The organism is Bartonella sp. AP88HLJMH (genome assembly GCF_042195605.1).
Classification (GTDB): Bacteria; Pseudomonadota; Alphaproteobacteria; order Rhizobiales; family Rhizobiaceae; genus Bartonella.
On the sequence record NZ_JBHIOR010000086.1, the window covers coordinates 1 to 1,082 of the forward strand.

Annotated in this window: 2 protein-coding genes; both read left to right on the top strand. The window is 36.8% G+C overall.

The features are described from left to right. Positions 1-264, top strand: a 264-nt coding sequence (locus tag ACFIMA_RS09685; RefSeq protein ID WP_375612610.1) for a YadA-like family protein, incomplete at its 5' end; no start/stop codon positions are given. A 149-nt stretch (positions 265-413) separates the two neighbouring features. Continuing rightward, positions 414-848, top strand: coding sequence for a hypothetical protein (locus tag ACFIMA_RS09690; protein ID WP_375654233.1), 435 nt, complete (start codon positions 414-416; stop codon positions 846-848). Positions 849-1,082 lie beyond the last annotated feature (234 nt).

Here is a 1,082-nt window from a genome sequence, read left to right on the forward strand (position 1 = left end):
ACATTGAATTATGCTATTCAGGATGTTCGGAAAGAAGCAAGACAAGCTGCTGCTATTGGTCTAGCGGTGTCCAACTTGCGTTACAATGATGCACCAGGAAAGTTAAGTGTTGCACTTGGTAGTGGTATATGGCTTAATCAGTCCGCATTTGCTCTTGGTGCTGGTTATACATCTGAAGATGGAAATATTCGCTCTAGTCTGTCTGTGACAAGTGCCGGAGGGCGCTGGGGTGTAGGTGTAGGATTAAGCTTAACTCTAAATTAATAAAATTTACTACGATTATTTTCAAAAACGCTTCTGTCTATACAAGACAGAGGCGAAAAGAGTTACACGATTAAAAGAACGACTCCCATAAATAACAATGCCAGCATTAATGTTGAAAATAAAAAAAGAGAAAATGTCTGAAGAGTGGTGTGTTTTACGCAAATTTGACAGAAGTCGTGGAGGGGGCTAGTTGGTTGTTACATGACAGTAAGCAGCGGATTAAGAAAGTTTTTGATGATACGAAAAAATATGTAGATAAATATTTTTCTGAATCCAAGGATAATGCGATGAGTAATGGTGTTAACGAATCGAAATCCTCCACCGATATGAAATTTGAAATGTTTAGTTATGCTATTGAAGATGTTCGGAAAGAAGCAAGACAAGCAGCGGCTGTTGGTTTGGCAGTGGTAGGTTTGCGTTATAACGATACACTAGGAAAGTTGATTGTTTCATTTGATAGCGGCGCATGGCGTGGACAATTCGCATTTGCTCTTGGTGCTGGTTATATATCAGAGGATGGCTTCATTTGCTCTAATATATCCGCAACGAGTTCTGCGGAGATTAGAGAAGAGATGTTGGCTTAAGATTAAAGCTGCGTTGATGATAGCAAGGGATTCTTTTAACAATATTTATTCTTATTTTATTAAATGAGGGTGAATATTTTTTTGTAGATGCACAGTATTTATCTAGAGATAAGCATAATATTTGATGAGGCTATAGACTGTGAGGTTTTATAGAAGATTTTCTATATTTTGTTGAAAAAAGATCACAGTAGAATCCATATTGCTAAAAAGTTATATTTTTATGTTGCTATTTTC